The sequence below is a fragment of the Nocardiopsis sp. M1B1 genome, assembly GCF_052466615.1.
In genome coordinates, this window is record NZ_CP196194.1 from 2,530,924 (window position 1) to 2,555,076 (window position 24,153).

Genomic DNA, 24,153 nt, shown 5'->3' on the forward strand with positions numbered 1-24,153 from the left:
TAACGGCCGATGAAAATCCGCGGTGCCGTCCGCGCGGGCGTTCGCGGCGGGACCGCCGCCGTCCGCGTGCTCCACGGCCCGCCCGACATCCGGTCGGCCCGCTGTCGGATCCGCCCCGTCCGGTCGGCCCGTGCCCGCCGGTCACGGCGTCCGGCGCACCGCCCGGTCCTCGGCGATCGCCAGCATCTGCTCCTGGCGCCTCTCCACGGCGGGCCGCTCCGGTTCGGCCACGTGGCGCAGCTCCCCGACGCGGCCGCGCCGGTCGGCCAGGGCCACCGCCGCCGACCGCCGCATGCCCAGCGCCCCGCCCTCGGAGGCCAGCGTCGCGCGCACCCGGCGCCGGTAGGCGTGCCGGACGGTGAAGTACACGGCCATCGTGGTCAGGAAGACCACCGCGACCTTGAACACGACGCCGCCGAACCCGCCGAACAGCGGCGAGTCCAGCAGCCAGTGCAGCGCCATCGCCAGGACCACCAGCAGGACGGCGGCCACGGCCCTGCGCCTGCCGGGCCGCCACGCCACCGCCGCCAGCAGGCCCACGGCGGTGCCCGCGACCGCCGACATCGCCCAGTGCGAGCCCAGCCCGGTCAGGACCAGCCGCACCACGGTCGTCTGCACCACCGGCACCAGCCCGCCGGTGCCGCCCGACTGGACGATCGCGTTCATCGAGTAGACGAAGTTCTCCGTCACCTCGAAGCCCAGACCCACCAGTGACCCGATCACGAACCCGTCCACCGGGCCGCGCACCGCGGCGGGGAAGGCCACCGCCACCAGCACGATCCCGGCGAGCTTGAGCACCTCCTCGTTGAGCGGCGCGGTCATGGCCGCCCCCCAGACCTCGGAGAAGGGCAGCCCCAGGCTCTTGGACCAGATCGAGCCCAGGCCCGCGTTGGCCACGACCCCGCCCGCCGTCGCGGCGGTCAGACCCCAGGCCACCGCGGCCACGGAGGCGTCCAGGGCGGGGTCGCGCACCGGACGGATGCGGCGCAGCACCCAGAACCCGAAGGCCAGGGTCACCAGCCCCAGGAACACCGCCAGCGCCGCCTCGGAGAAGAAGACGCGCACCAGCCCGGTGAACCGCACCGCCAGGTAGCCCAGGCCCACCGCGCACAGAACCCCGATCAGGACGAGCGCGGCCAGCGCGGGCAGCCGCTGCCCGCGGGCGTGCCCGCCCCCGGTCGGCCGTTTCCACGCGTGCCGGGGCTCGGAGTCCTCCTGACGGGCGCGGCGCGGCGAGGGCACGGAGCCCCGGTCGGTCGCGGCCGGACGGTTCTCGGGTTCGGGGTTCACGAGCCCTCCCGGGTGAAGGAGACCGAGCGCACGACGTCGGCGACCGCGCTGAGGTCGGCCGGGGTGGCCTCGCGCCCGGCCAGGGTCATCTCCACGGCCAGCTGTCCGTCGGGGGAGGGGTAGACCACCGCGGAGCCGTCCCCCTCCCGGCTCTCCAGGGCCCCGGCGAGCCCCTCGACGCCGCCCCGGGTGGAGATGGCCTCGGGGTCGCCCAGCCTCGCCGTCGCCTCACCGGCGCGCACGATACGCCGCAGGCCCGCCCACAGTTCCTCCAGACTGGGCGGCGGCGAGGTCACGGGGGTGACCGAACTGAGCGTCAGCTCCACGGGCCCCCGGGTGAAGCGGTAGATCTGCCCGGCCTGGCTGGAGCCGGTGTTGAGGTGCCAGCCCTCCTGGGGGAAGGTGAGGGAGGCCCGGTAGCCGCCCGCGGACCCCACGGGCACCGGTTCGCCGGAGGGGACGGACTCCGAGCCGGGCAGGAGCGCGTTGACCAGCGGCCAGGCCACCACCAGCAGCGCGATCGCCGCCGCGGCCACGCCCAGTGGCACCCAGTTGCTGCGGGGGCCGCGCCGCCGTGCGCGCGCGTCCTCCCCGGTCGCCTCCGCCATGGCGTTCCCCCTCGTCGCCCACGGTGATGCCCTGTCACGGCAAGCGAAACATCCGGGGGTGCGTGCGTTGGTGGAGCGACGTCGACTTGGCACACGTTTACGGTGATTTCACCAATCCGAGGGATCGGTGCGGGGGCGCGGTGACCGGCCGGGAGCGCTCAGAGGCCGGTGGGCATCAGGCCCCCGTTCCACTCGACGGCGTCGGACAGTGCCGCCACCAGGTCCATGTCGGTGCCGGTGAGGTCGGCGTGGGCGCGGTGCAGGTTGAGCACGATGCGCTCGGCGTCGTCCCAGTCGCGGAACCCGCCCAGGTCGCAGGCCCTGGCGTTCTCCAGCGGGGTGAGCCCCCGGGCGACCCCGTCCCTGGCGGTCTCCAGCACGAACCTGTAGTAGCGCTCGTGGTCGCCCAGGACCGCGTCCAGGTCGGCGGCGCCCAGCAGCGGGCCGTGCCCTGGGACCACGTGATCGGGGCCGAACGCGTGCAGCCACTCCAGCGAGCGCAGCGCGCCCTCCAGCGAACCCATGAACACCAGCGGGGTCAGCCCGTGGAAGACCAGGTCGCCGGTGAACAGCACCCGCTCCTCGGGCAGCCAGGCCACCACGTCGCCGGGGGTGTGCGCCGTGTGGCCGGGGTGGCGCAGCTCCACGCGCCGCCCGCCGACGTGGACGGTCAGCTCCCGGTCGAACACGATCGACGGCAGGCGCCGGGTGACGTCCCCCCAGTCCGGCGGGGGAGACCAGAACGGCGGGCAGGCGTCCATGATCGGGTCGCGCGCGAGCGCCTCGCGCATGGTGGCATGTCCGATGAGCACGGCGGACCCGGGCAGCAGGCTGTTGCCGTACGCGTGGTCGCCGTGGTGGTGCGTGTTGACCGCCCACCGGACGGGCGCGCCGCCGGTGGCGCGCGCCAGGGCGCTGAGGAACGCCCGGGTGCGGGCCTCGGACGCGCAGGTGTCCACCACCAGGAGCCCGTCGTCCCCGGCGACGGCTCCCGCGTTGTTGACCCACCAGGTGCCGTCCGGCTGCACCCAGGCGTACACGCCGTCCACGACCTCGGTCAGGCTCGCCGCCTCCGGCCCGGTCCGGTCCATGGGGGACCTCCCTCGCGCTTGCTGACTCCAGGGAAAGAAAGAAGGAAGAGGGTACAGCGTCCCCGGGGTCGTCACCGCCTACGACCGGGACGAGGGCACCACCGTGTACGGCCTGGTGCCCTGACCCGGCACCTCCGCCACCCCTCCGGAGCTTCGTCGGAACCGGGCCCGCCCGCCTCCTCGGGGAACCCCCGAAAGCATGTACGGGCCTCCAGGGGCTCGTGTAGCGTCGCGGGCCATGGACACCTCCCACTACATCTCCGCCCTCCGCGAGAACGGCGCCGCCCTCGCCGACGCGGCCGAGGGCGACCTGGACCGCCCCGTCCCCAGCTGCCCGGAGTGGAACGTCGCCGACCTGGTGTGGCACACCGGCGAGGTCCACCGCTTCTGGCTCGCGATCACCGTGGGCGACATCAGCGGCCCGCAGGACTACACCGAGCCCGACCGGCCCGCCGACGACGACCTCCTGGGCTGGTACCGCGACGGCCTGGAGGAGACGGCCCGGGCCCTGTCCGGGGTGGACCCCTCCGCCGAGCGGTGGACGTGGGCCGCGCAGAAGAACGCCGGGTTCATCCAGCGGCGCATGGCCCAGGAGACCCTCGTGCACGCCTGGGACGCCCGCAACGCCGTGGGACGGGCACCCGAGCTGCCCGCGGACCTGGCCGCCGACGGGGTGGACGAGTTCCTGGCGTTCATGCTGGCCCTGGGCGACGGACCGCCCGAGGGCTTCGAGGCGGTGGTGTGCCTGCGGGCCGCCGACTCCGGGCGGGCCTGGACGGTGGACCCCTCGGCGGGAACCTGGCGGACGCGGCCCGTCGCTGAGCACGGTGCGACGACCACGGTCGAGGGCACAGCCTCCGACCTGCTGCTCCTTCTGTGGGGGCGCACCGACACCTCCCGGGTGCGGGTCTACGGGGACGGGGACGCCCTCGCGACCCTCCTCGCCGCCGCCGGAACCGAGTAGGCCGAGCGGTCCGAGGGCGCCGCGCCCGGGCGGAAACGCGGCGGTCCGCTCATCCCTCCCCGGTCCGCGCCCCGGGAGGCGCCCCCGAAACGGGGGTCCCCGGGGAGGAGGTTCCCGGCCGCGGCGCGGACCGGCTGGTAGTTTCGCCGCATGCGCGAACGGCTGACGAACCTGGAACCACGCCTGCACGACGCGCTGGCGGCGTGGGGCATCCACGCGACCGCGATCGACCACGTCCCCCTGGGCTTCGGCGACCACCACTGGAGCGTCACCGACACCGCGGGCCGCCGCTGGTTCACCACCGTGGCCGACCTCGCCCACAAGTCCTTCCTCGGCCCGGACCCGGCCGCCGTGCGGCGGCGCCTCACCCGGGCCATGGACACCGCCGCCCGGCTGCACGACGACGAGGGGCTCGGGTTCGTCGTCGCGCCCCTGCGCACCCCGGGCGGGGACACCGTCGTCCCGGTCGGCGACGGGTACGCGCTCAGCGTCTTCCCCCGCGTGGAGGGCGAGTCCGGCGACTTCGGCCAGGGGCTGGCCGCCGACCGGCGGGCCCGGCTCCTGGACACCCTCGCCCAGCTGCACCGCAGCGCACCGGGCGACGCGCCCGCCGTCGAGACCCGCCTCCCCGGCCAGGACCGGCTCGCCGCGCTGCTGGACCGCCCCGCCGCGGTCGGCGACGCGGGCCCCCACGCCGCGCCCACCGCCGACCTGCTCGCCGAGCACGCCCCGGTGCTGCGCGAGCGCCTGGCCGAGTCCGACCGGGGCGCGGCCGCCCTGGAGGGCGCGCCGGCGGTCCTCACCCACGGCGAACCCCACCCCGGCAACCTGCTGTGGCACGGCGACCGCCCGCTGCTGGTCGACTGGGACACCGTCGGCCTGGCCGCCCCCGAACGCGACCTGTGGCTGGTCACCGACGACCCCGCCGAACTGGACCGCTACGCCCGGGCCAGTGGGCACGAGCCCGACCGCGCCCTGATGGACCTGTACCGGCTGCGCTGGGACCTGCGCGACGTGGTCGAGTTCGTCGACTGGTTCCGCGCGCCCCACGAGGGCGGCCCCGACACCTCCCAGGCCTGGCGGGACCTGGTCCGCATCGTCGAACGCCTCGGCGCGGGGGAGCGGTCCGGCACCCGCTGACACCGCCCGGATCCGGGCGGCCCGGCGGGTCGCGGCCCGCCCACGCGGTTATCGGTCGGTAACATCTCCCTGACTCTTGGCGACCGGAAAAGACCTGTTGCCGGTGCGGCCGGGCCGGAACCGGCCGACCGGGCACGCCACGGACCCGACCAGCTGTTGGAGCGACATGAACCTGCCCCTGAGCACCCGCGACCTGCCGCTGCGCGTCATCACGGGGGCGTTCGTCCTCAACTCCGGGCTGGAGAAGCGCGGCGCCGACGAGGAGGCCGCGCAGGGCCTGCACGGGATGGCGGCGGGGACCTACCCCTTCCTCAAGGACGTGGACCCGGTCACCTTCGCCCGGCTGCTGTCGGCCGGTGAGATCGCCCTGGGCGCCGCCCTGCTGATCCCCGTCGTGCCGAGCCGCGTCGCGGGCGCGGGCCTGACCGCGTTCGCCGCCGGTCTGCTCGGCCTGTACCTGCGCACCCCGGGCATGCGGCGCCCCCAGAGCCTGCGCCCGACCGAACAGGGGCTGCCCCTGTCCAAGGACGCGTGGCTGCTGGGGGCGGGGCTCAGCCTCCTGCTGGGCGGTGACACCGGTCGGGAGCCCTCCCGCGGCTCCCGGCGGTGCCGCCGCTGACGGTCGGGCCGACGCCGCTTCCGGGTTTCACCGGTTGGTCTCGACAGCGGGCACGAACACCCGCAGGGCCGCGTGCCGCTTGGTGAAGACCACCGTGCGCGAGCCCTCCACGACCTCGCCGTCCACGGCCAGCAGCCTGGGCTCGCCCGGGATGGTCAGCGTCAGCCCCGTGGTCAGCCGCTCGGAGTAGCCCTCGCCGTGCGCGAACTTGCCCAGCAGCACGTCCGCGACGGCACGCAGCCTCGGGAAGGGCGCCCGCGCGGTGAGCACCCGCACGTCCAGCCGCCCGTCGTCCAGCTGCTCGCGCAGCGCGGGCACCCGGCCGTGCGTGCGGTACTGGCAGTTGCCCACGAACGCCCACCACACCTTGGTGGGCTCGCCGTCCACCACCGCGGAGATCGGGCTCACCTCCCGCAGGTCCTGCCACAGGGCCAGCGCGAACGCGGGCCACTTGCCGATCCGCTCGGCCCACTTGTCGCGCCGGTCCACCATGCGCGGGTAGGAGCCGAAGGAGGACGTGTTGAGGAAGATCCGGCCGTCCACCTCGCCCACGTCCACCCGGGCCAGCCGTCCGTCGTCGAAGGCCCGCAGCGCGATGTCCACCGAGGACAGCCCGAGCGTGCGGGCGAAGTTGTTGAGGGTGCCGTCCGGCAGCACCAGCAGCGGGCGGTCGTGGTCCAGCGCCGCCTGCGCCCCGGCGTTGACGGTGCCGTCGCCGCCCGCCACCGCGAGCACGTCGCTGGTGCGCGCGGCCTGGTCCATGACCCCGACCACGTCGTCGTCGGCGGACAGCGGGATGATCCGCGCCTTGGGCAGCGCCCGCGCCACCCTGCTCGTGACGTCGGCCGCGGTCAGCCCGGGCATCGTGCCCGAGGCAGAGCGCGGGTTGACGACCACCGTCACCCCGGAGCCCTCGCGGTCCACGTCGGTCTCCCCGTCGGCGACGGTGCGCGCGCCGAAGACCAGTTCGGGTCGGGGCGGCACCACCGTCCCGGCGAGCAGGGCCGCGCCGCACCCGATGGCCACCCCGGCGAGCACGTCGCCGGGGTAGTGGACGCCGCTGTGCACGCGTGAGAACGCCACCCCGCCCGCCAGGAGGGCGACCAGCCCGGCCAGCGGCTTGGGCGCGTCGGTCATGACCCCGGCCGCGTAGGCCGCGGCCGCGGCGGTGTGCCCGGAGGGGAAGGAGGTGCTGGGGTAGGAGCGGTAGGGGCTGCGCGCGGTCGGGACGGCCGAGTTGTCCGGGCGGGTGCGCCCCGAGAGCTGCTTGATCCCCGCCGAGACCAGGTTGGCGGTGCCCGCGGCCAGGATCGCGCGCAGGGCGGTGCGCCGCAGCCTGGGGCCGCCGGTGGCGGCGAGGGTGGCCGACATCAGGAACCACGGCGCCATGTTGTCCGTCGCCTGCACGAACTTGGGGGTGTAGGCGTCCAGGGACGGGGGCCCCAACCCCGTTACGTGGTCGTAGACCTTCTTGTCAGCCCGTTGGAGTCGACTCATAAGGCTCATTGCCCCAGATTGGGCAAAGCGCCGTCAGATGTCCATAAGGGCGCGCCCGCAGGAGAAGCTTCAGTGTGTTGATGACATCACACACGATGTTGGTTTTGGCCGGACGCGGTCGCCGGTTCGCCTGGGCGGCCGGGCCCGGTGCACGCGGGTCACGGTCGACGCCGGGGCGCTCGGACCCCGGTCCTCACCTCCTCTCTTTCGAGACCTTTTCGTGATTTTGCGGACCAATCCGCCTGGTTCCCGGTACCGAATCACCTCCGCCACACAACCCCCGGAAGTGAAGAGGACGCATTGGGTACAGGGCAGCACACCCTCCGTCGGCGCAGGGTCGCGGTCATCGGCTCCGGCGTCTCCGGACTGACGGCGGCGCACGTCCTGCACCGGGACGACGACGTCACCCTGTTCGAGGCCGACGACCGCCTGGGCGGACACGCCCACACCCACCGGATCGACGGCGGACCGGGCGGCGAGCTGGGGGTCGACAGCGGCTTCATCGTGCACAACAGGCGCACCTACCCCCACCTGCTGCGCCTGTTCGACGAACTCGGCGTGCACACCCAGCCCACCGAGATGAGCATGTCGGTCAGCTGCCGGGGCTGCGGCCTGGAGTACGCGGGCGCGCGCGGCATGCGGGCCATGCTCCCCAACCGGTCCCGGCGCAGCCCCGCCTACCTGCGCATGCTCACCGAGATCCCCCGCTTCCACCGGGCCGCCCGGCGCCTGCTCGCCGCGACCCCGCCCCCCGGCGCGGCCGAGCCCACCCTCGGCGCCTTCATCCGCCACCACCGGTTCACGCCCTACACGGTCGCGCACTTCCTGCTCCCGCTGGTGTCGGCGGTGTGGTCCTGCCCGCCCGGCACCGCCACCGACTACCCCGCCCGCTACCTGTTCTCCTTCCTGGCCAACCACGGCATGCTCAGCGTGTGGGGCTCGCCCCGCTGGCGCACCGTCACCGGCGGCTCGCACACCTACGTCGAGCGCGTCGCCAAGAACCTGCACGCGGTGCGCACCGGCACCCCGGTCACCTCGCTGGCCCGCACGGCCCAGGGGGTGCGCCTGCGCGCCGGGGGAGAGGCCCTGGACTTCGACGCCGCGGTCGTGGCCACCCACGCCGACCAGGCCCTCGCCCTGCTCGCCGACCCCACCGACGCCGAGCGCGAGGTCCTCGGCGCCTTCGGCTACTCGCGCAACCGCACCCTGCTGCACACCGACGCCTCCGTCCTGCCCGCCGACCGCGACGTCTGGGCCAGCTGGAACCACCGCCTGGCCTCCTGCGAGCCCGACACCGAGCCCGTGCGCGTGAGCTACCACATGAACCGCCTCCAGCGCCTGGACGCCGACGAGCAGTACGTGGTCACCCTCAACGGAGCCGACGAGGTCGACCCCGACCGGGTCGTGGCCGCCATGGACTACGCGCACCCCGTCTACACCCCCGCCTCCCTGGCCGCGCAGCGGCGGCTGCCCGAACTCAGCGACCGGGCCGTCGCCTTCGCCGGGGCCCACCACGGTTGGGGCTTCCACGAGGACGGGTGCCGCTCGGGCGTCCGGGCCGCCGCGAGCCTGGGGGTGCACTGGTGACGCCCTCCCCGGCGCCCGCGCTGTACGAGGCCACCGTCCGCCACGTCCGCTCCGAACCCGTCCGCAACGCCTTCGCCTACGGCACCTACTACTGGCTGGTGGACCTGGACGACCCGCCGCGCCTGCGCTGGCCGCTGCGCGCCCTGGCCGGGTTCCGCGCGAAGGACCACGCGGTGGACGGCGACCGCTCACCGGCCGTCACCCGCGCCTCCGCCGAAGCCGGGGCCCCGGCCGACACCCGCGTTCCGACAGTCGCCTGCGCTTCTGCTGACACTGGAGCCCCGACCAGCACCCGCGCCTCTGCTGACACCGGAGTCCTGGCTGACGCTCATGCCTCGGCGGACACCCGGGCCTCCGCTGAAGCCGGTGCCCCGACCGGCACCTGCACCTCAGCTGACACCGAAGCCCCGACCGGCACTCGCGCCCGCACCGCGCGCCGCGACCGCGCCGACGGCTGGGCGCGCGAACTGCGCGCCGACATCGACGCCCTCCTGGCCGAGCACGGCGTGGACCTCGACGGCGGCCGGGTGCTCATGCTCGCCCACGCCCGCGTCCTGGGCCACGTGTTCAACCCCCTGACCGTCTACTGGTGCCACCACCGCGACGGCCGCCTCAGCCGCGTCGTCGCCGAGGTCCACAACACCTACGGCCAGCGCCACCGCTACGTCCTGGACGTGGACGGCCGCGGCCGGGCCGAGGCGGACAAGGCCATGTACGTCTCCCCGTTCAACGCGGTGGACGGCCGCTACCGCCTCAGCCTCCCCGAGCCCGGTGAACGCCTCGCGCTCACCGTCGCCCTGCACCGCGACGGGCGCCCGCCCCTCACCGCCTCGGTGCACGGCCTCCGACGCCCCGCCACCACCGCGTCCCTGCTGCGCAGGGCGCTGCGCCACCCCCTCGCGCCGCTGGTCGACGCGCTGCGCATCCGGCGCCAGGGCATCGGCCTCTACCTGCGCGGGCTCCCCGTCCAGCCGCGCGGGCACACGCACACACCAGCGACCGAACGGAAGACCAGGACACGGCCATGACCACGACCAGCCCCCACACCCATCCGCCCCTGGACGCACGGCGCTGGCCCGACGTGGCCCGGGTGCCCGGCGGACGCCTGCGCGCGGCCGTCGCCCGCGCCATCGTCCGCCACGCCACCGCGCGTTCGGGCGTGCGCGTGCGAACCGGCTCCGCCGCGCCCGCCGCCGACGACGGCGCGCCCACCCTGGAGTTGCGCGACCCCGACGCCTTCCACCGCCGTCTGGCCGCGGGCGGCCTCATCGGCTTCGGCGAGTCCTACATGGCCGGGGAGTGGGACTCGCCCGACATCGTCGCCCTGCTCACCCGCCTGGCCGCGGACTACGAGAACCTCGTGCCGCGCCCCCTCCAGCCCCTGCGCCACGTCACCCTGCCCCGCAGGCCCGCCTCGGACCGCAACACCCGCGCCGGGTCCAGACGCCACATCAGCCACCACTACGACCTGTCCAACGACCTGTTCGGCCTCTTCCTCGACCGGACGATGACCTACTCCTCCGCGCTGTTCGAGGACGGCGAGGCCCGCGACCGCGACACCCTGCCCCGCGCCCAGGAGCGCAAGATCGACCGCCTCCTGGACGCCGCGGGCGTGGCCGAGGGCGTCGAGCTGCTGGAGATCGGCACCGGCTGGGGCGAGCTGGCCGTGCGCGCCGCCCGCCGCGGCGCCCGCGTCACCACCGTCACCCTCTCCGCCGAGCAGCGCGACCTGGCCGTCGAACGCGTCGCCGCCGCCGGGCTCTGCGACCTGGTCGACGTCCGCCTGTGCGACTACCGCGACGTCACCGGAACCTACGACGCCGTGGTCAGCGTGGAGATGATCGAGGCCGTCGGCGAACGCTACTGGCCCGCCTACTTCGCCGCCCTGGACCGGCTCGTGCGCCCCGGCGGACGCGTGGGCCTCCAGAGCATCACCATGGAGCACGCCCTGATGCGCGCCTCGCGCGGCTCCTACACCTGGATGCACAAGTACGTCTTCCCCGGCGGACTCATCCCCTCGGTCACCGCCGTCGAGGAGCAGCTGCGGGCGGGCACCTCCCTGCGCGTCACCGACCGCCTCTCCTTCGGCCGCGACTACGCCGACACCCTGCGCGTGTGGCGCGAGGACTTCACCGGCGCCGCCGAACAGGTGGAGGCCCTCGGCTTCGACGCCACCTTCCGCCGCATGTGGTCCTTCTACCTCGCCTACTGCGAGGCCGGTTTCCTGTCCGGAATCATCGACGTCGAGCAGATCACCATGGAGAAGGCCCGATGAGCACCACCGCGACCCCCGCCCCGCCCCGCGGGGCCGCCCACTTCCTCGCGCCCCTGGCCGCCGGGCTGTTCAACGGCGTGCTCCCCGTCCGGCTGCGCGCCTGGGACGGCAGCGAGGCCGGTCCCGCCGACGCCCCGCTGGCGGTGATGCGCGACCGCGACGCCCTGCGCCACATCCTGGCCCGCCCCGGCGAGCTGGGCCTGGCCCGCGCCTACGTCACCGGATCGCTGGACGTGGAGGGCGACCTCACCGACGCCCTGAGCCGGGTGTGGGCGAGCGTGCGCGAGAACGGCACCTCGCTGCCCGGCCCCGCCGAGTGGGCCCGCGCGGCCCGCACCCTCCTGGCCCTGGGCGTGGTGGGCACCCCGCCGCCCGTCCCGACGGCCGAGGCGCGCCTGCGCGGACGCCTCCACTCCAGCGAGCGCGACGCCGCGGCCGTCTCCCACCACTACGACGCCGGGAACGACCTGTACGAGCTGCTCCTGGACGAGTCCATGGCCTACTCGTGCGCCTACTGGACCAGCGACGACCCCGGCTACACCCTCGCCGACGCCCAGCGCGACAAGCTCGACCTGATCTGCCGCGAACTGCGCCTGGACGAGGGCGACCGCCTGCTCGACGTGGGGTGCGGCTGGGGATCGCTCACCCTGCACGCCGCCCGCCACCACGGCGCGCGCGTCACCGCCGTCACCCTCTCCGCGCGCCAGCGCGACCACGTCGCGGCCCGCGTCCGCGAGGAGGGCCTGTCCGACCTGGTCGAGGTGCGCCTCCAGCACTACCGCGACGTCACCGACGACGGCTTCGACGCCGTGGCCTCCATCGAGATGGGAGAGCACGTGGGCCACGACGAGTACGCGCCCTTCGCCCGCCGCCTGTACGACCGGCTGCGCCCCGGCGGGCGCCTGCTGGTCCAGCAGATGTCGCGGCGCGGCGCCCAGCCCGGAGGCGGTCCCTTCATCGAGCGCTACATCGCCCCCGACATGCACATGCGCCCCCTGGGCGAGACGGTCGGGCTGCTGGAGGACGCCGGACTGGAGGTGCGCGGCGTGCGGGCCATGCGCGAGCACTACGTGCGCACCGCCCGCGCCTGGCTGGAGGTGCTGGAGAGCCGCTTCGACGAGCTGGTGGCCCTGGCCGGACCCGAGACCGCCCGCGTGTGGCGGCTCTACCTGGCCGGGGGCGCGCTCGCCTTCGAGGAGGGGCGCATGGGCGTGGACCAGATCACGGCCGTGCGCCCGGACCGCGCCGGGAGCCGCTGATGGACGCCTCCGCGCTCGCCCTCACCCTGGGGCTGTCCGCCCTGGCCGTGCTGGCGCTCATGCTCGCGACCTTCGCCCTGGCGCTGCGCCTGGGCAGGCACAGCGTGGTGGACGCGGCCTGGGGGCTCGGGTTCACCGCCGTGGCGGCGGTCGGCGCCCTGACCGCCTCGGGCGACCCCGCCCGCGCCTGGCTGCTGGCCGGGCTCACCGCCGTGTGGGGGCTGCGCCTGGCCGTGCACATCGGGCTGCGCTCCCGGGGCAAGGGCGAGGACCCCCGCTACGAGCGCCTGCTGGCCGGGGCGCCCGGGAACCGGAACGCCTACGCCCTGCGCGTGGTCTACCTGCTCCAGGGGTTCCTGGTGTGGCTGGTCGCCATGCCGGTCCAGGTGGCGGTGCACGCCGGTGCGCCCCTGCTCGGCTCCCCGCAGGTGTGGCTCGCCGTCGCCGGTGCGGCCGTGTGGCTGCTGGGGTTCGTGTTCGAGACGGTGGGCGACGCCCAGCTGGCCCGGTTCAAGCGCGACCCCGCCAACAGCGGGCGGATCATGGACCGCGGCCTGTGGGCGTGGACCCGCCACCCCAACTACTTCGGCGACGCCTGCGTGTGGTGGGGGCTGTTCCTGGTCGCGCTGTCGGGGTCGTGGTGGGTGCTGCTCACCCTGCCCGCGCCCGTGGTGATGACCTGCCTGCTGACCCGGGGGTCGGGCCAGCGGCTGCTGGACGAGCACATGTCCGGTCGGCCCGGCTGGGCGGAGTACGCCCGGCGCACCAGTGCGTTCGTGCCGATGCCGCCCGGCAGGGGCTGAGGACCCCGGGCACGGGTTCCCGTCCCGGGGCCCTCGCGGAAGGGGGAGGGCCCCGGGGCGGTCCGCACACGGGCACGGCGCCCCGGCGGCCCGCCGCTTCCATCGCGCCTTCGCGGTCGGCCCCGGCGCGCCACCCGGAGGCCCGCCGGTCGCGCGAACGCCCTGAGCGGTCGGCCCCGGTGCGCGTCGCGCTGGCCCGCCGCCCGCGCGGAGGCGCCCGGGGCGGTCAGCTCTGGTGCGGCACGACCACGGCGCGGCCGAAGACCTCCCCGGCCTCCAGCCTCCGGTAGGCCTCCAGGGCGTCCTCCAGACCGAACCTCTCGACCTCCGGACGGATCTGCCCCGCCTTGTACATGTCCACCACCTCCCACAGCTCTCCCACCGTCCCCCAGTAGGTGTTGGTGATGTAGGACTCGTAGGGGTTGGTGAAGAACGAGAACTCGTGCGTGCCGCCCGCGATCCCGACCACGGTCAGCCGCCCGCCCCGGGCCATCGACGCCGCCGCGGTCGCGATCGTGGGGGTCACGCCCACGAAGTCGAAGGCCGCGTCCACGCCCCGGCCGCCGGTGATCTCGCGGATCTCCTCGACCTGGTGCGCGCCCGCCCCCACGGTGACCGCGCCGTTGCGCTCGGCCCAGGCCCGCGGCTCGGCCTTGACGTCGGTGGCGATCACCGTCGCGCCGGTCAGCGCCCTGAGGATCTGCACGCCGATCTGCCCCAGCCCGCCCAGGCCGATCACCAGGGCGTGCCGACCGCCGCCCTCCAGGTGCGGCAGCGCCTCCTTGATCGCGTGGTACGGGGTCAGACCCGCGTCCGACAGCGGCGCGGCCTCCACCGGGTCGGCGTCGCCCAGCGGAACCAGGTGGTGGGCGGGCACGGTCACGTACTCGGCCATGCCGCCGTCGCGCCCCAGGCCCACCGCCAGGTAGGGCATGGTCGCCGCGTTCTCGCAGTAGGTGTCCTGGCCCCGGACGCACATGCGGCAGTGTCCGCAGCCGATCGGGCCGTAGGCCATGTAGGCGTCGCCGACCCGTACGCGCTCGCTCACGCCGTCGCCGAGCGCCTCCACCCATCCGGAGTTCTCGTGCCCCAGGACGAACGGCGGTTTCTGGGCCCCGGTCTGCCCCTCCTTGAAGTGGCGGTACACGCTGACGTCGGAATGGCAGGCGCCCGCTCCCGCCACCCGCAGCAGGACTTCGCCCGGTCCCGGTTCGGGCTTGGGAACGTCGGTGAGTGACGGGAACCGCTCGTAGTTCTCGAAGACCACTGCTCGCATGGAGTACCCCCAGGCTCTCGCGGAGAGCGGGCACCGGCGCGCGACGACCGCGTTCTTGGCGCCCGTATGGCCGCTCGACACTGTCCGTCCAGTTCACGGCTGTCCGCCCACCACCTACCCGAAAGCCTTTCGTCTTATTTGTCGCTTTAGTCGGAATTTGACCGTGCGCCGTACGGCCGGGAGTGGTGCCACCACTACCGAACCGGGTGGTCAACGCCAGACCCGGTTCGGGGGGACAGCGCCATGGAGGCCGACCCCGCCGCGGACCTAGCGTGAAAAGGGTCCGTTTCCCCCACCTGTCGGCACTCGAACTTCCCCAGGAGAGTCATGATCGCGGCGGGCCCACGTCACGCTTCGCCCCCCACCCCCCTGCGCTACGAGGAGCGCGAGTGGCACGGCCTGCGGCTCCTGGCCCACGACGAGACCGGAGACGGGCGCATCGTCGAGGCGCTGGGGGACGTGGCCGCGGCCGACCACATCGTGGTCCTGGTCCCGGGCAACGACAACTACCTGGGCAACTACTTCGACGCCAACCGCCCCACCCGGCCCCGGGTCAACGGGGGGACGGTCCTGCGCACCATGCGGGCCCTCGCCCCCGAGGAGCGCTCCGCCGTCGTGGTCTGGGTCGGCTACGACACCCCGCGCGGCTTCGCCGAGGCCGCCTTCCGGGGACCGGCCGAACGCGGCGCCGAGGACCTGGCCCGCCTGACGGCCTTCCTGCCCCGCACCGCCCGCATCACGCTGGTGGGGCACAGCTACGGCACCGTCGTGTGCGGGCTGGCCCTGCGGCACGGGCGCGTGGACGAGTGCGTGGCCCTGGGCAGCCCCGGCATGGGCGGGAACTCCGTCGCCGACCTGGGCTTCACCGGGAACCTGTGGGCGGCGCTGGGCCCCGCGGACTGGATCCGCTTCTTCCCCCGGGGACGCTGGCGGGACCTGGGCCACGGGCCCTCGCCGCTGCGCCCCGGGTTCGGCGCCACCGCCTTCGCCACCGGCCCCATCCCCGGCCACTGCTCCTACTACACCGAGGGCAGCGAGTCGGTGCGCAACATCGCCCGTATCGGCCTGGGCCGCCACGCCGAGGTCACCCGGCCGGACGTGCCCGCCCAGCGCACGCGCCCGGGCTGGCTCCCGGCCGCCGGGGCCCCGGTCGAGGAGGCCGCGCCGTGAGACCCGCTCCCGCCGTCGACGACCGTGTAACCGAGCACCGCACCGCCGACCCGGTGATCCTGGCCCGCGACGTGCGCAAGGCCTACCCCGGAGCCCGCGGCCGCGCCGCCCTGGACGGCTTCGACCTGGAGGTGCCCCCCGGCGCGGTGCACGCGCTGCTGGGGCCCAACGGCGCGGGCAAGACCACCGCCGTGCGGGTCATGTCCACCCTGCTGCGCTTCGACTCCGGACAGGTGCGCGTCGCCGGGTTCGACGTGGCGCGCCAGAGCGCGCGGGTGCGCTCGCGCATCGGCTTCGCCGGACAGTACGCGGCCCTCGACGAGGTCCTCAGCGGGCGGCGCAACCTGGAGATGTTCGCCCGCCTGCACCACCTGCGCGCGCGGGCGGCGCGGGCGCGGGCCGCCGAACTCCTGGAGCGGTTCGGCCTCACCGACGCCGCCCACCGCCCGGTGCGCGAGTACTCGGGCGGCATGCGCCGCCGCCTGGACCTGGCCGCGAGCCTGATCCCCGACCCCGCCGTGCTGTTCCTGGACGAGCCCACCACGGGCCTGGACCCGCGCAGCCGCGCCGAGGTCTGGCGGGCTGTACGCGACCTGGCCGAGGGCGGCACGACCGTGCTGCTGACCACCCAGTACCTGGAGGAGGCCGACCGCCTGGCCGACCGGATCTCGGTGGTCGACGCCGGAAGGATCATCGCCGAGGGCGCCCCCGAGGAGCTCAAGTCCCGGGTCGGGGGCGGCCGGGTGGAGGCCGTGGTCGCCGACGCCGACGCGCTCCCGCCGGTCGCGGAGGTCCTGGGCCGCGTGGCCGGGGCCCTGCCCGAGGTGGACGCCGACGCCCTGCGGGTGTCGGTGCCCTTCAACGGCCGGGGCGCGGGACTGGCCAAGGCGGTGCGCGCCCTGGACGAGGCCGGGCTGGACGTGGAGGACATCGCCCTGCGCCGACCGACCCTGGACGACGTCTTCCTGGGGCTGACCGGCCGTCAGGGCACGCGCGGGGAGGGGTCATGATGTCCGTGACCGAGGCGGGGCCGTCGGCCCCGGAGGAGGGAGGCGTCATGGCGTCCGTGACCGAGGCGCGACGTCCGGTTCCGGAGGAGCCCGGACCCCTGGCGCGGGCACGCTGGGCGGTGGCCGACACCTGGGTGGTGGCGCGCCGCTACCTGCTGCACCTGGTCTACAAGCCCGACGAACTCGTCGGCACGCTGATGGTCCCCGTCCTGGCCGTGCTGCTGTTCGGCTTCGTCTTCGGCGAGGCCATGGGCGCGGTCATGGACGCTCCCGGCGAGGAGTACCGCGAGTTCCTGATGCCGGGGCTGTTCGCGCTGACCATGGCCTTCGGGATCGGCAACACCACGATCGCGGTGGTCACCGACGCCGGACGCGGCGTGGTGGACCGGTTCCGCACGCTGCCGATGGCCCCCGCCTCGCTACTGGCCGGGCGCAGCCTGGCCGACGTGCTCTCCGCGGTGGTGGACCTGGCGGTGCTGGCCGGAATGGGGCTGCTGGTCGGCTGGCGGTGGCACGAGGGCCCGCTCTCCGCGCTGGCGGCCCTGGGGCTGCTGTTGCTGCTGCGCCTGGCCTTCACCTGGATCGGCATCTACCTGGGACTGGTGGTGCGCAGTCCGGAGGCGGCGATGAAGTTCTTCTCGCTGGTCTTCCCGCTGGCCATGGTCGCGGACACCTTCGTGCCCACCGACACCATGCCGGACTGGCTGGTGCCGGTGGCCGAGTGGAACCCGCTGTCGGCGACGGTGATCGCGGCCCGCGACCTGTTCGGCAACCCGGTGGCGGCCAACGACTCCTGGATCGCGCAGAACGCGCTGCTCATGGCGGTGGTGTGGCCGCTGGTGCTGATGATGGTCTTCGTGCCGCTGGCGCTGCGGCGCTTCCGGAGGCTGAGCCGCTGAGGCACCGGACGGGGCCGATTCCCGCGATGCGCGGGGCCCGGCCCCACCGGCGTGTCCGGCGCCGACCGCTCCGGTGACCGGGACGGGGCCCGAACGGGCCGAGGGGCGGTCCCTTCCACCGCCCCGCGCCACGGCGCCGCCCGGAACATCTCCGCTTCTCCGGTCCGGGCCGATGATTTCCCGCCGCCTTCGGAGTCCGTACACACGAACGAACCGCACCGTGCGGATCCAACGGACGAGGAAGACCACGATGAACGGCGCGAAGCCGACCCCCGCACGCGCGGGAGGGCGCGAGTGGCTCGGGCTCGGGGTGCTGGCCCTGCCCACCCTGCTGCTCTCTCTCGACATGAGCGTGCTCTACCTGGCGCTGCCCCACCTGGCCGCCGACCTGCGGCCCTCCGGCAGCCAGCTGCTGTGGATCATGGACGTCTACGGCTTCATGATCGCCGGGTTCCTCATCACCATGGGCACCCTCGGCGACCGCATCGGCCGCAGGCGCCTGCTCATGATCGGCGCCGCCGTCTTCGGCCTGGCCTCCGTGGCCGCGGCCTTCGCGCCCAGCTCCGCCGCGCTCATCGCCACCCGCGCCCTCATGGGCGTGGCCGGAGCCACCCTCATGCCCTCCACCCTGGCCCTGATCAGCAACATGTTCACCGACCCGCGCCAGCGCGCGGTGGCCATCTCGGTGTGGACGAGCTGCTTCATGGGCGGCACCGCCATCGGCCCGGTCGTGGGCGGACTCCTCCTGGAGTGGTTCTGGTGGGGGTCGGTGTTCCTGCTCGGCGTCCCCGTCATGCTGCTGCTCCTGGTGTGCGCCCCCCTGCTGCTCCCCGAGCACCGCGCGCCCGAACCCGGTCGGCTGGACCTGGTCAGCGTCGCCCTGTCCCTGGCCGCCATCCTGCCGGTCGTCTACGGCCTCAAGGCCGTCGCCGAGGGCGGGCCGCTCCTCGGGCCGCTCGCCTCCCTCGCCTTCGGGCTGGTCATGGGCGCGGTGTTCTCCCGCCGCCAACTGCGCCTGCCCGACCCGCTGCTGGACCTCACCCTGTTCCGCCAGCCCTCCTTCGGGGTCGCGCTGGGCGTGATGATGGCGGGAGCGGTCACCATGGGCGGCACGTTCCTGCTGATCAGCCAGTACCTCCAGATGGTCGCCGGGCACTCCTCGCTGGTCGCGGGGATGTGGCAGGTGCCCCCGGCGCTGGCGATGATCGCCGCCACCATGGCCGGAGGACCGCTGGCCGCGCGCGTGGGCCGGGCCAACGTCATCGGCGGCGGCATGCTGGTGACCGCGTCGGGGTTCGCCCTGCTGTTCCTGGTCCCCGTCGAGGGCGGAACGGCGCTCGTGGTCGCCGGGCTGCTGCTGGCCTCGGTGGGACTGGGGCCCGGCGCCGCACTAGTCACCGACATCGTGGTGGGCTCCGCGCCCCGGGAGAGGGCCGGGGCCGCCGCGTCGATGTCCGAGACCAGCGGGGAGTTCGGCGTCGCCATGGGCGTGGCCCTGCTGGGCAGCCTGGCCTCGGCGGTCTACCGCGCCGAGGTCAGCGTTCCCGAGGGCCTGCCAGAGGAGGCGGGCCAGACCCTGCCCGCCGCCGTGGCCGTGGCCGCGGAGCTGCCCGCGGGCCCGGCCGAGAGCCTGCTCGGCCCGGCGCGCGAGGCCTTCACCTCCGGCATCAACCTGGTCGGGGTGATCGGCTGCCTGGCCATGGCCGTGTTCGGGGTGGCCGCCGTGGTCCTGCTGCGCCCCGCGCCGTCGGGGACACCGCCGGAGCGCGAACCGGCGGAGGCACCGGTGGACGCCGAGGGGGAGGGCGCCGCGGACACGCCCGAGGCCGGGGCCGAGAGCGCCCCGGCGCCCGGACCGGCGGGCGGCTGACGGGAGGGGAACCGGTGGCGGCGGACCCCGCCCGGAAAACGGTGGCATGAGAACCGCCGAAGGCCGATGAGTCCGCGCACGCCGGCGAGTCGGTACGGGTGAGCGGCACAGGGCACCGGACCGGGGACCGCCCGGGACCGGAGGCCCCCGGCAGGGGCCCCGGACCCGGCGGGCCCGGGACCGGCGGTGCCGACCGGCACTGGGGCCCGCACCCGATGACGCGGACCCGGACACCACACCACCCGGAGGACACCATGGAACGCCCCAACCTCGACGGCATGCTCCTCGCCACCACCGACCCCGACCGCCTGCACGACTGGTACGCCGATGTCCTCTCACCCCAGGACGACATCGACATGGACGGCTACCGCGTCCTGCGCCTGGGCACCTTCCACCTGCTGATCGACCGCCGTGACGACGTCGCGCCCAAGGCCGGCGACCCGACCCGCATGATCCTCAACGTCGACGTGGACGACGCCCGCGCCGTCGCCGCCCGCGTGGACGCGCGGGGCACCGGATGGCTGGCGCCGCTGGAGGACCGCGACGGCAGCCTGTTCGGCACCGCCGTCGACCCCGACGGCAACCACGTCCAGATCATCCAGCTCAGCGACGAGCACCGCGCCGCCATGGCGCGCGAGAGTTAGGAGAGGACCGTGTTCGACACCACCAGGGCCTTCGGCTCCTTCGCCGTCCGCGACCCCGACCGGGCCAGGGAGTTCTACGGAACCACCCTCGGGCTCACGGTCGGGCCCGTGGAGGGCATGGAGGAGCACGGCCTGCTCAGCATCGACCTGGGGGAGGGGCGGGCGGTTCTCGTATACCCCAAGCCCGACCACGAGCCCGCGGGCTTCACCGTGCTCAACCTCCCCGTGGACGACATCGACGCCGTCGTGGACGAGTTCGCCCGCCGCGGCGTCGGGATGCTCCGCTACGAGGGCTTCGACCAGGACGGCAAGGGGATCTCGCGGGGCGTCCCGACGGTGGCGTGGTTCGCCGACCCGTTCGGGAACGTGTGTTCTGTCATACAGGAGGCGTAACGTGACGGTCGTGGTGGAACACGCGTCCGACCAGGACTTCATGAGTCTCGCCGACCCCTACCGGCGCGAGCTGTTCGCGCACTGCTACCGCATGCTGGGGTCGGTGCACGACGCCGAGGACCTGGTGCAGGAGACCTATCTGCGCGCCTGGAAGGCCTACGACCGGTTCGAGGGCCGCTCCAGCCTGCGCACCTGGCTCCACCGGATCGCCACCACGGCCTGCCTGACCGCCCTGGACAGGCGTCGGCGGCGGCCCCTGCCCACAGGGCTCGGCGGGCCCACCGCCGAGCCCGAGGGCGAACTGGCCGACCGCCCGGAGCTGCCCTGGCTGGAGCCGGTGCCCGACGCCCTGGTCGGCGCGGACGACCCCGGCGCGGTCGTGGCCGCGCGCGAGAGCGTGCGCCTGGCCCTGGTCGCCGCGCTCCAGCACCTGCAACCCAGGCAGCGGGCGGTGCTGATCCTGCGCGACGTGCTGCGCTACAGCGCGGCCGAGGTCGCCGACACCATCGGTGTCTCCGTCCCCGCGGTCAACAGCCTGCTCCAGCGGGCCCGCGCCCAGCTGGCCCGGGTCACCCCCACCGAGGAGGAGGTGGCCGAGCCCCGGCCGGAACAGCGCGAGGTCCTGAACCGCTACGTCGACGCGTTCGAGTCCTACGACATCTCGGCGATCACCGAGCTGTTCACCGCCGACGCGGTGTTCGAGATGCCGCCCTTCGCCACGTGGGTGCGCGGCGCCGAGCACATCGGCCGCCTCATCGCCGCCCACTGCCCGGCCAGCGGTCCGGGCGACATGGCGCTGGTGCCGACCGGGGCCAACGGACAGCCCGCCTTCGCGCTGTACATGCGGGGCGGCGACGGCGTCCACCGGGCGTTCGGCATCCAGGTGCTGGAGCTGGCGCCCGGGGCGGGCGCGGTCGCCCACACGGTGATGTTCTTCGACACCTCGCTCTTCCGGCACTTCGGGCTGCCCGCCGTGCTGTCCCCGCGCCGCTGAGGCGGCGGGGCGCGCGTGCGCCCGTCGCGGCGGTCGCCGGGGCCGAGGACAGGGGCCGGGACCAACGTGTTTTCCGGGTGGATCCTTACCACGTTTTCCGGTGCCATGTGACACACGGTATTTCTGTGGCGCAGGGGAGAAGGTGTGCTAGGTTCAGTGGAGTTGCAGTCGTGATTCCCGTTGGATGTACATCTTTTTCGGGTTATTGCCGCAGTGACGGGAAAATCGTCAGACCGCGGTTTTCTTCATACTCCCGAACGAGAGGAACACCCATGGCGACCGGCAAGGTCAAGTGGTTCAACGGCGAAAAGGGCTTCGGCTTCATCGAGCAGGACGGCGGCGGCCCCGACGTCTTCGCCCACTACTCCGCCATCCAGGGCAGCGGCTACCGCGAGCTCGCGGAGGGCCAGGCCGTGGACTTCGACATCACCCAGGGTGCCAAGGGCCTCCAGGCCGACAACATCACCCTGATCTGACCCAGCTCAGACTTCTTCCGGGGCAGGGGCCCGCCCTCGCGGCGGCGGCCCCTCCCCGGTTCTGCTTTTCCCGGACCGTTTCTCTGGCCGTCGTTCTCCGACAGGCGCTGGTCCGGCTACTCCGCCACGACCCCGGGTTCTCCGTGCCGGCCGTGGATCCTCGAAGACTCTTTCCGGCGCACACCCGGTGTCACACGCCGAAGCCCCCGAGGGCTTCCCGCCAGGCACGCGTCGGCGGCGAAAGGCCCCATATGAACCAACCCCGTACCGACGCGCGCCGCGGCCGCCCCTCCGGCGGCTACGGCCGTCAGCGGCCCCGCCCGTCCGGCGGACGCCCCCAGCGCGGCGGCTCCGGCGGGCGCCAGGCAGGACGCTCCTCCGGAGAGTTCGCGCTCCCCGTCTCGACCACCCCCGCGCTCGACCCGGTCCACGCCTTCCAGGACCTGGAGATGCCCGCGCCGCTGAAGTCGACGCTGGCCCGCCAGGGCCTGACCACACCGTCGGCCATCCAGGCGGCGACGCTGCCCAACTCGCTGGCCGGACGCGACGTCCTGGGCCGCAGCCAGACGGGTTCGGGCAAGACCCTGGCCTTCGGGCTGGCGCTGCTCGCCCGGCTGGAGGGTCGCGTGGCCGAGCCCCGCCACCCCCTGGCCGTGGTGCTCGCGCCGACCCGCGAACTCGCCCAGCAGGTGAACGACTCGCTCGCCCCCTACGCCCGTTCGCTGCGCGTGCGCACGACGACCGTGGTGGGCGGCATGCCCATCGGCCGCCAGTCCCGCGCCCTGGGGCAGGGCGTGGAGCTGGTCGTGGCCACCCCGGGCCGTCTGCGCGACCTGATGGAGCGCGGCGACTGCGTCCTGGACCAGGTGGACGTCACCGTCCTGGACGAGGCCGACCAGATGACCGACATGGGCTTCATGCCGCAGGTCACCGCGATCCTGACGGAGGTGCCGACCGGGGGCCAGCGCATGCTGTTCTCGGCCACCCTGGACCGCAACGTCGACACGTTGGTCCGCCGGTTCCTGGACGACCCGGTGGTCCACTCGGTGGACCCGTCCGAGGGCGCCGTCTCCACCATGGAGCACCACGTCCTGCACGTGTCGCACATGGACAAGCAGGACACCGCCACCCGCATCGCGGCCCGCGAGGGGCAGGTCATCCTGTTCCTGGACACCAAGCACGCAGTGGACCGGATGGCCAAGCACCTGCTCAACAGCGGCGTCCGGGCGGCGCCGCTGCACGGCGGCCGGTCCCAGCCCCAGCGCACCCGCACCCTCAAGCAGTTCAAGGACGGCACGGTCACCGCGCTGGTCGCCACCAACGTCGCCGCGCGCGGCATCCACGTGGACGGGCTGGACCTGGTGGTCAACATCGATCCGCCCACCGACCACAAGGACTACCTGCACCGGGGCGGGCGCACCGCGCGCGCGGGCGAGACGGGCAGCGTGGTCACGCTCGTGCTGCCCAGCGAGCGGCGGGACATGGCCAGGCTGATGCAGCGGGCCCGGATCGACGCGCACGTCGCACAGGTGAGCGCCGACGACCCCGAGCTGGCCCGGGTGACCGGCGCCCGCGAACCCTCCGGCGTTCCGGTGACCCTGCCCAGCGCTCCCCGGGAGGAGCAGCGCCGCCAGGGCGGTCGCGGAGCGGGCTCGCGCGGCGGATCGCGTGGGTCGGCTGCGCGCGGCGGGTCGGCTGGCCGTGGTGCGGCCTCGGGTGGTGGGTCGGCCTCGCGCCGCCGCGGTCCGCGCCGTCCGGCCTGAGGACCGCTCGTGTGCGCCGGGCCCGGGACCTGATGCTCCGGTCGCTCGGGACCTGATGCCCAGGTCGCTCGTCCCCGGGAGCCTGTCCCCGGTCGTTCGTTCCCGGGAACCCGTTCCGGGAGTCCGTTCCAGGGGTCCTGTCCCCGGTCGCTTGTCCCTGGGAACACGTTCCGGAAGCCTGTCCCCGGTCGCTCTTCTCCGGGAGCTAGCCCCCGGGCGTCTGTCCACAGGGACGGATCGGGGCTTGGCCGGGTAGGGCGGGCCGGGGGACACTGGATTCGGGGGCGCGTGGCGCGCTCATGGGCGGCGCGACAGCCCCCGAATTCGAGCCTACGTCCCCCGGTCGTCACCCCACCAGTCCGTACCATCCGCCTGTGCAAAAGCGTCCGCCCCGCCCACGAGCGTCCGCCCCACTCACGCGGGGCGTGACCGGGCTCCACGAAACGACGGATCGTCCGGGCGATATCCGCCCCGCTCATGAGGGTCCGCCCCGCTCACGCGAGGCTTGATCGGGCACCGTGCCGC

At 74.3% G+C, this 24,153-nt stretch carries 22 protein-coding genes; 17 read left to right on the plus strand and 5 right to left on the minus strand.

Features of this window, described 5'->3' with window-relative positions:
- Positions 1 to 141 precede the first annotated feature (141 nt).
- The 3 genes from ACSTA4_RS10780 to ACSTA4_RS10790 form a co-directional block, all read right to left on the minus strand.
- Positions 142 to 1,290 (minus strand): PrsW family intramembrane metalloprotease, encoded by a 1,149-nt coding sequence (locus ACSTA4_RS10780; protein WP_444963404.1) that lies wholly within the window; start codon positions 1,288 to 1,290, stop codon positions 142 to 144.
- A complete protein-coding gene (locus tag ACSTA4_RS10785) occupies positions 1,287 to 1,898 on the minus strand; it encodes a hypothetical protein (RefSeq protein WP_274977280.1) in 612 nt (203 codons plus the stop codon). The genes ACSTA4_RS10780 and ACSTA4_RS10785 overlap by 4 nt, the downstream gene beginning before the upstream one ends.
- Positions 1,899 to 2,056: 158 nt before the next feature.
- Positions 2,057 to 2,989 (minus strand): MBL fold metallo-hydrolase, encoded by a 933-nt coding sequence (locus ACSTA4_RS10790; RefSeq protein WP_444963405.1) that lies wholly within the window; start codon positions 2,987 to 2,989, stop codon positions 2,057 to 2,059.
- 238 nt (positions 2,990 to 3,227) lie between these two features.
- Here ACSTA4_RS10790 and ACSTA4_RS10795 point away from each other — a divergent pair, with 238 nt between their 5' ends.
- The 3 genes from ACSTA4_RS10795 (at position 3,228) to ACSTA4_RS10805 (ending at position 5,712) form a co-directional block, all read left to right on the plus strand.
- Positions 3,228 to 3,953, plus strand: coding sequence for a maleylpyruvate isomerase family mycothiol-dependent enzyme (locus tag ACSTA4_RS10795; RefSeq protein ID WP_444963406.1), 726 nt, complete (start codon positions 3,228 to 3,230; stop codon positions 3,951 to 3,953).
- 150 nt (positions 3,954 to 4,103) lie between these two features.
- Positions 4,104 to 5,093: a phosphotransferase gene (locus tag ACSTA4_RS10800; protein ID WP_444963407.1), complete on the plus strand. Its 990-nt coding sequence runs from the start codon at positions 4,104 to 4,106 to the stop codon at positions 5,091 to 5,093.
- A gap of 166 nt (positions 5,094 to 5,259) precedes the next feature.
- Positions 5,260 to 5,712: a hypothetical protein gene (locus ACSTA4_RS10805; RefSeq protein WP_416029221.1), complete on the plus strand. Its 453-nt coding sequence runs from the start codon at positions 5,260 to 5,262 to the stop codon at positions 5,710 to 5,712.
- Positions 5,713 to 5,739: 27 nt separating this feature from the next.
- Here ACSTA4_RS10805 and ACSTA4_RS10810 read toward each other — a convergent pair whose 3' ends face one another.
- The gene (locus ACSTA4_RS10810) at positions 5,740 to 7,209 is read right to left on the minus strand and encodes a phosphatase PAP2 family protein (RefSeq protein ID WP_444964141.1); all 1,470 of its coding nucleotides are present in this window, start codon (positions 7,207 to 7,209) and stop codon (positions 5,740 to 5,742) included.
- 300 nt (positions 7,210 to 7,509) lie between these two features.
- Between ACSTA4_RS10810 and ACSTA4_RS10815 the strand changes: the two genes are divergently transcribed.
- Genes ACSTA4_RS10815 through ACSTA4_RS10835 form a run of 5 tightly spaced genes read left to right on the plus strand, consistent with a single transcriptional unit; the run spans position 7,510 to position 13,133 of the window.
- Positions 7,510 to 8,796 carry an NAD(P)/FAD-dependent oxidoreductase gene (locus tag ACSTA4_RS10815; protein ID WP_444963408.1) on the plus strand — a complete coding sequence of 429 codons (1,287 nt, stop codon included), beginning with the start codon at positions 7,510 to 7,512 and terminating at the stop codon, positions 8,794 to 8,796.
- A complete protein-coding gene (locus ACSTA4_RS10820) occupies positions 8,793 to 9,824 on the plus strand; it encodes a DUF1365 domain-containing protein (protein WP_444963409.1) in 1,032 nt (343 codons plus the stop codon). Before ACSTA4_RS10815 ends, ACSTA4_RS10820 begins: the two co-directional genes overlap by 4 nt.
- Positions 9,821 to 11,071 carry a class I SAM-dependent methyltransferase gene (locus ACSTA4_RS10825; protein ID WP_444963410.1) on the plus strand — a complete coding sequence of 417 codons (1,251 nt, stop codon included), beginning with the start codon at positions 9,821 to 9,823 and terminating at the stop codon, positions 11,069 to 11,071. The genes ACSTA4_RS10820 and ACSTA4_RS10825 overlap by 4 nt, the downstream gene beginning before the upstream one ends.
- Entirely contained in the window at positions 11,068 to 12,330 is a 1,263-nt protein-coding gene (locus tag ACSTA4_RS10830; RefSeq protein WP_444963411.1) for a class I SAM-dependent methyltransferase, read from the plus strand. Before ACSTA4_RS10825 ends, ACSTA4_RS10830 begins: the two co-directional genes overlap by 4 nt.
- Entirely contained in the window at positions 12,330 to 13,133 is an 804-nt protein-coding gene (locus tag ACSTA4_RS10835) for a DUF1295 domain-containing protein (protein WP_444963412.1), read from the plus strand. The genes ACSTA4_RS10830 and ACSTA4_RS10835 overlap by 1 nt, the downstream gene beginning before the upstream one ends.
- A 226-nt stretch (positions 13,134 to 13,359) precedes the next feature.
- On the opposite strand, the gene ACSTA4_RS10840 is transcribed toward ACSTA4_RS10835, so the two are convergent.
- Positions 13,360 to 14,409 carry an NAD(P)-dependent alcohol dehydrogenase gene (locus ACSTA4_RS10840; protein ID WP_444963413.1) on the minus strand — a complete coding sequence of 350 codons (1,050 nt, stop codon included), beginning with the start codon at positions 14,407 to 14,409 and terminating at the stop codon, positions 13,360 to 13,362.
- Positions 14,410 to 14,736: 327 nt separating this feature from the next.
- On the opposite strand from ACSTA4_RS10840, the gene ACSTA4_RS10845 reads away from it, so the two are divergent.
- The 9 genes from ACSTA4_RS10845 (at position 14,737) to ACSTA4_RS10885 (ending at position 23,628) form a co-directional block, all read left to right on the plus strand.
- Complete coding sequence (locus ACSTA4_RS10845) at positions 14,737 to 15,579, plus strand: alpha/beta hydrolase (protein ID WP_444963414.1); 843 nt, start codon at positions 14,737 to 14,739, stop codon at positions 15,577 to 15,579.
- A complete protein-coding gene (locus ACSTA4_RS10850) occupies positions 15,576 to 16,589 on the plus strand; it encodes an ATP-binding cassette domain-containing protein (protein WP_444963415.1) in 1,014 nt (337 codons plus the stop codon). Before ACSTA4_RS10845 ends, ACSTA4_RS10850 begins: the two co-directional genes overlap by 4 nt.
- 47 nt (positions 16,590 to 16,636) lie before the next feature.
- Positions 16,637 to 17,488: an ABC transporter permease gene (locus ACSTA4_RS10855; protein WP_444964142.1), complete on the plus strand. Its 852-nt coding sequence runs from the start codon at positions 16,637 to 16,639 to the stop codon at positions 17,486 to 17,488.
- A gap of 250 nt (positions 17,489 to 17,738) precedes the next feature.
- Positions 17,739 to 19,358 carry an MFS transporter gene (locus tag ACSTA4_RS10860; RefSeq protein ID WP_444963416.1) on the plus strand — a complete coding sequence of 540 codons (1,620 nt, stop codon included), beginning with the start codon at positions 17,739 to 17,741 and terminating at the stop codon, positions 19,356 to 19,358.
- A gap of 254 nt (positions 19,359 to 19,612) precedes the next feature.
- Positions 19,613 to 20,002, plus strand: coding sequence for a VOC family protein (locus ACSTA4_RS10865; protein WP_130397329.1), 390 nt, complete (start codon positions 19,613 to 19,615; stop codon positions 20,000 to 20,002).
- A gap of 9 nt (positions 20,003 to 20,011) precedes the next feature.
- Complete coding sequence (locus ACSTA4_RS10870) at positions 20,012 to 20,395, plus strand: VOC family protein (RefSeq protein ID WP_444963417.1); 384 nt, start codon at positions 20,012 to 20,014, stop codon at positions 20,393 to 20,395.
- A 1-nt stretch (position 20,396) separates the two neighbouring features.
- Positions 20,397 to 21,389, plus strand: a complete 993-nt coding sequence (locus ACSTA4_RS10875) for a sigma-70 family RNA polymerase sigma factor (protein ID WP_444963418.1) — start codon at positions 20,397 to 20,399, stop codon at positions 21,387 to 21,389.
- Between the two features lie 272 nt (positions 21,390 to 21,661).
- The gene (locus ACSTA4_RS10880) at positions 21,662 to 21,865 is read left to right on the plus strand and encodes a cold-shock protein (protein ID WP_444963419.1); all 204 of its coding nucleotides are present in this window, start codon (positions 21,662 to 21,664) and stop codon (positions 21,863 to 21,865) included.
- Between the two features lie 251 nt (positions 21,866 to 22,116).
- Positions 22,117 to 23,628 carry a DEAD/DEAH box helicase gene (locus ACSTA4_RS10885; protein WP_444963420.1) on the plus strand — a complete coding sequence of 504 codons (1,512 nt, stop codon included), beginning with the start codon at positions 22,117 to 22,119 and terminating at the stop codon, positions 23,626 to 23,628.
- Positions 23,629 to 24,153: the final 525 nt, after the last annotated feature.

Excerpts from the sequence above, each read along its gene's own strand:
- ACSTA4_RS10785 (WP_274977280.1), bottom strand. The coding sequence starts at position 1,898 with ATGGCGGAGGCGACCGGGGAGGACGCGCGCGCACGGCGGCGCGGCCCC.
- ACSTA4_RS10790 (WP_444963405.1), bottom strand. The coding sequence starts at position 2,989 with ATGGACCGGACCGGGCCGGAGGCGGCGAGCCTGACCGAGGTCGTGGAC.
- ACSTA4_RS10795 (WP_444963406.1), top strand. The coding sequence starts at position 3,228 with ATGGACACCTCCCACTACATCTCCGCCCTCCGCGAGAACGGCGCCGCC.
- ACSTA4_RS10800 (WP_444963407.1), top strand. The coding sequence starts at position 4,104 with ATGCGCGAACGGCTGACGAACCTGGAACCACGCCTGCACGACGCGCTG.
- ACSTA4_RS10805 (WP_416029221.1), top strand. The coding sequence starts at position 5,260 with ATGAACCTGCCCCTGAGCACCCGCGACCTGCCGCTGCGCGTCATCACG.
- ACSTA4_RS10810 (WP_444964141.1), bottom strand. The coding sequence starts at position 7,209 with ATGAGTCGACTCCAACGGGCTGACAAGAAGGTCTACGACCACGTAACG.
- ACSTA4_RS10825 (WP_444963410.1), top strand. The coding sequence starts at position 9,821 with ATGACCACGACCAGCCCCCACACCCATCCGCCCCTGGACGCACGGCGC.
- ACSTA4_RS10830 (WP_444963411.1), top strand. The coding sequence starts at position 11,068 with ATGAGCACCACCGCGACCCCCGCCCCGCCCCGCGGGGCCGCCCACTTC.
- ACSTA4_RS10835 (WP_444963412.1), top strand. The coding sequence starts at position 12,330 with ATGGACGCCTCCGCGCTCGCCCTCACCCTGGGGCTGTCCGCCCTGGCC.
- ACSTA4_RS10840 (WP_444963413.1), bottom strand. The coding sequence starts at position 14,409 with ATGCGAGCAGTGGTCTTCGAGAACTACGAGCGGTTCCCGTCACTCACC.
- ACSTA4_RS10845 (WP_444963414.1), top strand. The coding sequence starts at position 14,737 with ATGATCGCGGCGGGCCCACGTCACGCTTCGCCCCCCACCCCCCTGCGC.
- ACSTA4_RS10855 (WP_444964142.1), top strand. The coding sequence starts at position 16,637 with ATGGCGTCCGTGACCGAGGCGCGACGTCCGGTTCCGGAGGAGCCCGGA.
- ACSTA4_RS10860 (WP_444963416.1), top strand. The coding sequence starts at position 17,739 with ATGAACGGCGCGAAGCCGACCCCCGCACGCGCGGGAGGGCGCGAGTGG.
- ACSTA4_RS10865 (WP_130397329.1), top strand. The coding sequence starts at position 19,613 with ATGGAACGCCCCAACCTCGACGGCATGCTCCTCGCCACCACCGACCCC.
- ACSTA4_RS10880 (WP_444963419.1), top strand. The coding sequence starts at position 21,662 with ATGGCGACCGGCAAGGTCAAGTGGTTCAACGGCGAAAAGGGCTTCGGC.
- ACSTA4_RS10885 (WP_444963420.1), top strand. The coding sequence starts at position 22,117 with ATGAACCAACCCCGTACCGACGCGCGCCGCGGCCGCCCCTCCGGCGGC.